Origin of the sequence: Streptosporangium sp. NPDC006013 (assembly GCF_040614275.1) — a bacterium.
In the GTDB taxonomy this organism is placed as follows: domain Bacteria; phylum Actinomycetota; class Actinomycetes; order Streptosporangiales; family Streptosporangiaceae; genus Streptosporangium.
Window position 1 is genome coordinate 1 of record NZ_JBEXUE010000534.1, and the last position, 6,467, is coordinate 6,467.

6 protein-coding genes and 1 pseudogene are annotated in these 6,467 nt (G+C 68.0%); 2 read left to right on the forward strand and 5 right to left on the reverse strand.

Annotated elements, in window-relative coordinates; translation table 11 throughout:
- Positions 1 to 149: 149 nt before the first annotated feature.
- Complete coding sequence (locus ABZ260_RS44060; protein ID WP_355629925.1) at positions 150 to 494, forward strand: hypothetical protein; 345 nt, start codon at positions 150 to 152, stop codon at positions 492 to 494.
- A gap of 41 nt (positions 495 to 535) precedes the next feature.
- On the opposite strand, the pseudogene ABZ260_RS44065 reads toward ABZ260_RS44060, so the two are convergent.
- The 5 genes and pseudogenes from ABZ260_RS44065 to ABZ260_RS44085 form a co-directional block, all read right to left on the reverse strand.
- Positions 536 to 763 (reverse strand): annotated as a pseudogene (locus tag ABZ260_RS44065) (transposase); the annotation flags it as partial.
- Positions 764 to 780: 17 nt separating this feature from the next.
- Positions 781 to 2,223, reverse strand: a complete 1,443-nt coding sequence (locus ABZ260_RS44070) for a serine hydrolase domain-containing protein (RefSeq protein ID WP_355629928.1) — start codon at positions 2,221 to 2,223, stop codon at positions 781 to 783.
- Between the two features lie 108 nt (positions 2,224 to 2,331).
- Positions 2,332 to 2,994, reverse strand: coding sequence for a response regulator transcription factor (locus ABZ260_RS44075; protein ID WP_355629931.1), 663 nt, complete (start codon positions 2,992 to 2,994; stop codon positions 2,332 to 2,334).
- A 51-nt stretch (positions 2,995 to 3,045) separates the two neighbouring features.
- Positions 3,046 to 4,236: a histidine kinase gene (locus tag ABZ260_RS44080; RefSeq protein WP_355629933.1), complete on the reverse strand. Its 1,191-nt coding sequence runs from the start codon at positions 4,234 to 4,236 to the stop codon at positions 3,046 to 3,048.
- 355 nt (positions 4,237 to 4,591) lie between these two features.
- A complete protein-coding gene (locus ABZ260_RS44085) occupies positions 4,592 to 5,542 on the reverse strand; it encodes an MBL fold metallo-hydrolase (protein ID WP_355629936.1) in 951 nt (316 codons plus the stop codon).
- Between the two features lie 155 nt (positions 5,543 to 5,697).
- Between ABZ260_RS44085 and ABZ260_RS44090 the strand changes: the two genes are divergently transcribed.
- Positions 5,698 to 6,195, forward strand: a complete 498-nt coding sequence (locus tag ABZ260_RS44090) for a helix-turn-helix domain-containing protein (protein WP_355629938.1) — start codon at positions 5,698 to 5,700, stop codon at positions 6,193 to 6,195.
- The last annotated feature ends 272 nt before the right edge of the window (positions 6,196 to 6,467 follow it).

Genomic DNA, 6,467 nt, shown 5'->3' on the forward strand with positions numbered 1-6,467 from the left:
ATCGGGCGCCAGTTCCGAATGTGGGTCATACCAAGTGCCGACATCGAGCGTGGCAGGCCCAACCGGGCCGCAGGTTAAGAATCACAGTTCCGATGTTCCTCAACCCCTAGGTTCTGTCCGGCGGATCAAGGCGTCGTACGCTCCAGAACATGCACAGCATCCTGACGGAGCACGCCCGGTGTCTCTACGGAGACGAGTACCGACCTAGGCCAGAGTGCGACCTCGACCATCAGGAGCGCTACTTCCTCGAGGAGTTGACCTTTGCTGACGCGGATTCGATCCTGGCCATGCTGCGTGAGCTCTGCCCGCACGTGGTCGACGGCCATCTGCCGGTCTGGGTCCGCAACTTGTCCTATCGGCTGGTGCTTTTGCAGCGACCGGACGAGCCGGCGCTGATGCGAGAGGCCGCCGAGAACCTGTGGTTGCACGGACCGGACTGGGACGACATCGCAGCAGACCTGACGCGGCGGGCAGACGCTCTAGAAGCGGGCTGATCATGGCTTGAGCCAGAGGCGGATCGAGGCCACGGTGGCGGCCGAGGTGTCGATCTCCTCTTCGGGAGCCGCGGTGCTTTGCGCGGCGCCCCGGCCGCATGTTGGTGGGCCCGGCACGAGGTGGAGCCGACGCTCACCATGCCCCAGCCCACCCGCCCCTGGGCATCGGCATCGGCTTGGACCGCCTGGAGGATCCTGTCCCAGGTGCCGTCCGCGGACCACCGACGGTGGCGCTCATAGACGGTCTTCCAGCTCCCGAACCGCTCCGGCCAGGTTCCCGCCCAGGTCAGCTGTCCGCCGTGGCCGGCCGTACCGGTGCGAAGGTCGCCTGACCGGCGCGGCGGAAGCACCAGAGGCGACGGCCGAGCGCGACCGCCCCGAGCACGCAGCAGATGAGGCAGAAGAGCGCCAGCAGCGGCAGCAGCCAGACGGTGATGATCCAGTACTGGAAGCTGAACGCCCCCCAGACCAGCGTCGGCAGCACCGCGCCCAGCACCGTCACCAGGGCAAGGGGCACGAGCCGCAGAACCAGCCTCGGCCGACGCGCCGCGCGGCGTCGCGAGGCCCAGCGGCGCGCTCGGACGACCGCAGTGACCAGCAGTGCGGCCATCCCCACCGTGAGCCCGAGCAGGACCGCGTTCACGACGGTGAGCGGGTTGCTCATCGGCGTTGCCGGTGCCCCGATCCGTTCGGCGAGAAGGTTGGTCGAGAGCAGGCTGGGATCGCCGCCGCTGTTGGTGAGGACGAGGGCGGCCACACCGGTCTTGGGCGAGAAGACCATGTCCCCGGTCCACGTCGCCAGTGTTCCGCCGTGGCCGATCACCGACGGCGGGGCGTCTGCCGCGACGGGGCGGGACTGCCAGCCGAGGGCGTAGTCGCCGGCCTTCGGCTGGACGGTGTGCAACTCGGCCAGGGAGCCGGCACTCAGCAGGTCCGCCCTGAAGGTTCCCTGGTTGAACCGCAGCCACCGCACCATGTCGTCCAGGGTCGAGATCACCCCGCCGTTGCCGACGCAGATCCCCGGCATCTCCGGTGCCGCGACGGCGACCCCGAGAACGACCTCGTACCCGGACGGCAGGTCCTCGGCACGATCGGAACACCCCAGCGTCGAGCTGGTGCCGGTCATGCCCAGCGGCGTGAACAGCTCGGTGTGGAGGAAGGCGTCGAAGGACTTCCCCGACACCACCTCGACGATCCTCGCCGCGATCGAGTAGTTGGTGTTGTGGTACTCCGAGCGGGTGCCCGGATCGGCGGCCAGGGTCTTGTCGGCCAGCCTGGCCACGATTTCCTGCGCGCTGCGCGGAGGCGGGAACACGTACTCGTTGTTCGTGCTGTTCGACAGCCCCGAGGTGTGGCTGAGGATCTGGCGCACGGTGATCCCGGTGAAGCGGGGATCGGCCATCCTGAAGTCGGGCAGGACCTTGACGACCGGGTCGTCCAGGGAGACGCGGTCACGGTCGACCAGCAGCATGATCGCCGCCGCCGTCATCGACTTGCTCATCGACGCGATCCGGAAGCGTGTCCGAGCCGTCACCGCGTTGCCGTCCCCGTCCCGGCCGCGGACGATCGTCTCGACCGACGACCCGTCGATCACGGCCGCCGCGACACCCGGCGTGCCGTAGACGGAGCGGTAGTCGTCGACCAGTCGTTCGCCGGTGGCATGGGCCGGTGCCGTCCAGCCGAGCAGCAGGGCGACGAGCACACCGCCGAGGACGATGAGGGAGGTCACACGAGGAAGGCGGAGATGTAGGAAATGCACGACGTCGAACCTAGGCCGGGCGTCACCGGCCGACATCACCCGAAGGGGTGAGCCGGGACCACCCGGCAGGATGGAATCTCAGTCAGGCAGTTCGCTGCGACCCACAAGCCCGTTCTCGTACGCATGGATCACCACGTGCACGCGGTCGCGCAGGTTCAGTTTCTGCAGGACGGCCCGGACGTGCGACTTCACCGTGTTCTCGCTCAGCACCAGTTCCGCGCAGATCTCGCTGTTGGACCTGCCGCGGGCGAGCAGGCCGAAGATCTCGACCTCGCGCGGGGTGAGGCCGTCCAGGGCCGCCGTCCTTCGCATCGGCACCTGCCGTACGAGATCGAGGATCGTCGCGGCCACTCCCGGGGCCAGCGCCGACGTCCCGGAGGCGACGTCACACACGGCCTGGGCCAGGGCGGCGGGCCGGACGTCCTTGGTCAGGTAGCCGCTCGCACCGGCCCGGATCGCGGCCACGACCAGTTCGTCATCATCGAACGTCGTCAGCATGAGCACCCGGGTCGCCGGTGCGATCCTGACGATCTCCGCCGTGGCGGCGACCCCGTCCATGCGCGGCATGCGGATGTCCATCAGTACCACGTCCAGGCGGTGCCGCCGGACGACCTCGATCGCGTCGCTGCCGTTCGCGACGTCGTGGGTGACCTCGATGCGTTCGTCGGCCGACAGCACCGTACGGAGCGAGGCCCGCAGCAACTCCTGATCGTCGACGAGCATGATACGGATCCCGGTCACGAGACCTCCTTCGTCGGCCTCATGACCAAGGTGCTGTGCTTGCTGATTCCCTCACTTCGTTCGGTCATTCCCCTCCTTCGTGGGGAGCCGCGCCCGCAGCACCCACCCGTCGTCCCCGTCGTCGATCGACAGGGTGCCGCCTGCGGTACGCACACGCTCCTCGATCCCCATCAAGCCGGTCCCCTGGCTGCCGACGTCGCGAAGCGCCTTGCCGCCGTCGTCGCGCACCTCCACCACCACCTCGGCCGGGGTCCAGCGCAGGCGAACGGTCACCTCGACCGGTGGTTCGAGGTGGCGCAGCGCGTTGGTGATGCCCTCCTGCACGGTCCGGACCGCCGCGATCTCGGCACTCAGGCTCAGTGGTCGTCGCTCACCCACCTCCGCGAACGTCACCGTATGGAGCGGGCTCGCCGCCGAGGCCACGAGGTCGGGGAGGGCATCCAGCGAGATCGGGACCTGTCTGGGCCGGGAATCGGCGCGCGGCGCCACGGTGGCCGGGCCCAAGGTGGCCAGCATCGCTCGCAGACCTTGGTGGGCGTCCCGGCCGGCCTCGGCGATGTCGCCGAGTTCGCGGCGGGTCGCCGGATCCGCCGTCGTCACCGCCGCGGCCTCGATCCGCGCGACCATGACGGTGACCGTGTGGGCGATCACGTCGTGCAGGTCGCGGCGGATGCCGGCCCGTTCGTCCGCGACCGCCGCGGCCAGTCGTTCGCCCTCGGCTCGTCGGCCGGCCTCGTGCCTGCGGCGTACCAGCAGGGCCGCAAGCCACACGCCGCCGACCACGAGCATCAGCAGCCCGCCCTCGACCAGGCGGGTCCACCCAGGGTCAGGGGGCAGCCGGGCCCACGCCACCAGCTCGGTGAGGACGATCCCGAGCGCGGCGACGGCCAACGCGACCACCGAGGACCTGACCGAGACCAGGCTGGTCAGCCGCCACAACGTGAGGGGGAAGCACACAGCCGAGGGCAGCATGCTCGGTGACCAGCCCAGGAAGGGCATCGTCACCAGGACGAGCATTGCCAGCGCGCCGATCGTGTACCCCACCCACGGCCGTCGATGGGCCACCACCGCTCCCACATGGAGCAGGACGGCAGCACCCGCCGCGGCGAAGATCTGCCACAGGTCCGCGCCGAGGTGCCAGACGCCCGCCAGGATGAGCATCGTCAGGAGAACCAGGATCACGTGCGCCACCACCACCACCACCGTCGCCGGCCATGTGCTCCGGCGCTGGGAGGCTGTCACGGTCGTCGCCTTCCGGTGGGCTCGTGGTGGGGAGCCGTGCCTGGCTCGACGTGCCACAGGATAGCCAGCAGCGGGCAGGCGTGCTTCTCCCGAACGCGGCCCCAGCCGCAAAGTAGGTCTATCTGCTCAGGTCACCGGGCTTTTAAGAAGATCGTGTTCTCGGAAGCGACGCCAAGCGGAGATGACCATGGCTTCGGAGAACACGCACAACGCAAGGGTGAAAGCCCAGCTCGGCACTTCCGAAAACAGAGCCGCGCCGCTACTTGGCGGCCGGGGACACGTTCGGGAGGAGGGGGCCGTCATGTGTCAGATCGCCCCGCCCCACGACCGGAATAATGACCCCAAGGCAAGACGGTCACATGATCCACCGGACAGAACCTAGACCCGGCGGTCGCGCAACTCGACGGACGCCGGGGGCCACGTAACCAATCGCTTGCAGCATGCCGATGACCTTGATCCGCCCTCGCGCGACCTGACCGTTCGCTTGCACCCAGTGCAAATACGGATGCAGCAGTGGCCGGAGCGCGGCCCAATCACGCTTGCGATCGCGGCATGCGCGACTGATGCGACGTCCTCCATCTTGGCGTCGTGTCGCACACCGATCGCTAGCGGGGCGTCCCGTCGCGTTCGCTTCTTTGGGCGAGGCGCTGGAGTTGCCGTTCGTGCACGCCGGCCACCACTCCCAGCCGTCCTTGGCCGATGGGCCGACCCGAGGGTCGCCGAGAGCACGGTCGTCACGCAAGGAGTGCAGGTACGCCCGGTCCTGGTCGATCCGTGCGTTTACCTGATCGGCTTCGCCGATGGACCCGTGGCCGGGGACGGCGACATCGACATCTTCTGCCACGCCGTCGAGCAGCCGCAGCGCGGCGAGGTGGTCCTCGATCGGGTCAGCGGTGCCGTTCAGATCGAGCATCGGGATCAAGACATCGGAAAGCATGTCACCGGCGACGAGAACGCCGCGCTCCGCAATCAACAGCGCCGCATGGCCCGGAGCATGCGCCTGATGCTCGATGATCCGGACCTCAGGGCCATCCCACGGAATTCGCGCCGTATCCGCGGGCAGGCCGGTGATGAGGCCGAGCAGGTCCAGCGGTACCTCGTCGGGGATGCCGAGCCGACGTGCATCGATCCCGTTCGACAGCCGATCCCTGGCAGTGTCCGCGCAGCGGGCCGTGCCGTAGCGGGGCGCTTCGCCGAGCCCGGGGTGCCAGAGCAGGTGATCCCAGTGCGGATGGGTCGAGAAGCCCACCACGACGGTCTGGCCCGAATCGGACAGGTCGTTCGTGAGGCAGGCCAGTTCGTCCACTCGCCCGCGCCGTTGTCCCTCGGAACTTGCTCGATCCGCAGGTCGAGGGACACGTTCATCCAATATACGAAGTGGCCCATCACCTCCTCTTCCGATATAGTGATTGCATTCTGCAATTACTATAGTGAGGACGAAATACCTGTCAAGGAGGAATCGTGGAACCACGGTCCGGGTGTCCGATCAACGCCGCCGTCGAGGTGCTCGGAGATCGCTGGTCGTTGCTCGTGCTTCGCGACGTCATCTTCGGCGACCGCCGCTACTTTCGGGTGCTGCTCACCGGGTCGATCGAGGGCATCGCTTCGAACATCCTCGCCGACCGCCTCGTACGGCTCGTCGAGGCAGGGATCCTCACCCGCGGCACCGCAGTACGGGGGCAGCGCGCTCGCTACAGCCTCACTGAAGCCGGTATCCAGACTCTTCCGATCATCTACGCCGTCGGCAACTGGGGCCTCGACTGGCGCCCGGGCAGCGACGAGCTCCGGAGCCGGCAGCAGCTCATGCGCGATGAGGGTCCGGCGTTCATCGAGGAGCTCATGGACGAGCTTCGCGTCCGCCACCTCGGCGCCCCGCCGAAGCCGCACGACGGTCCAGGCCCGTTCGAGCGTCTCGACGCCGCCTACGCCGCGGCCGCCGAGCAAGAACACGCCGATTAACGGTGACGGAACGGCCCCGCCTTGACCTTCTTGGGCTCCGGTAGCTTGCCACCGGGGACTGTACGGGTTTCGGCTCTGGCTCACTTTCGGTGGTGACCAAGCGTGATCGTGGGTGATAAAGACGCGCTTAAGACGAATTAGCTGGTCAGAAGGATGTCATAGCCCAGTCCGGTGAGCACGGTCAGGGGCGAGCGCACGGTCTCACAAACATCTGGTGAGGAAACCGCCCAGCTCCGCGACGTCAGCTTGATACACACGCTCCGTTACCACCG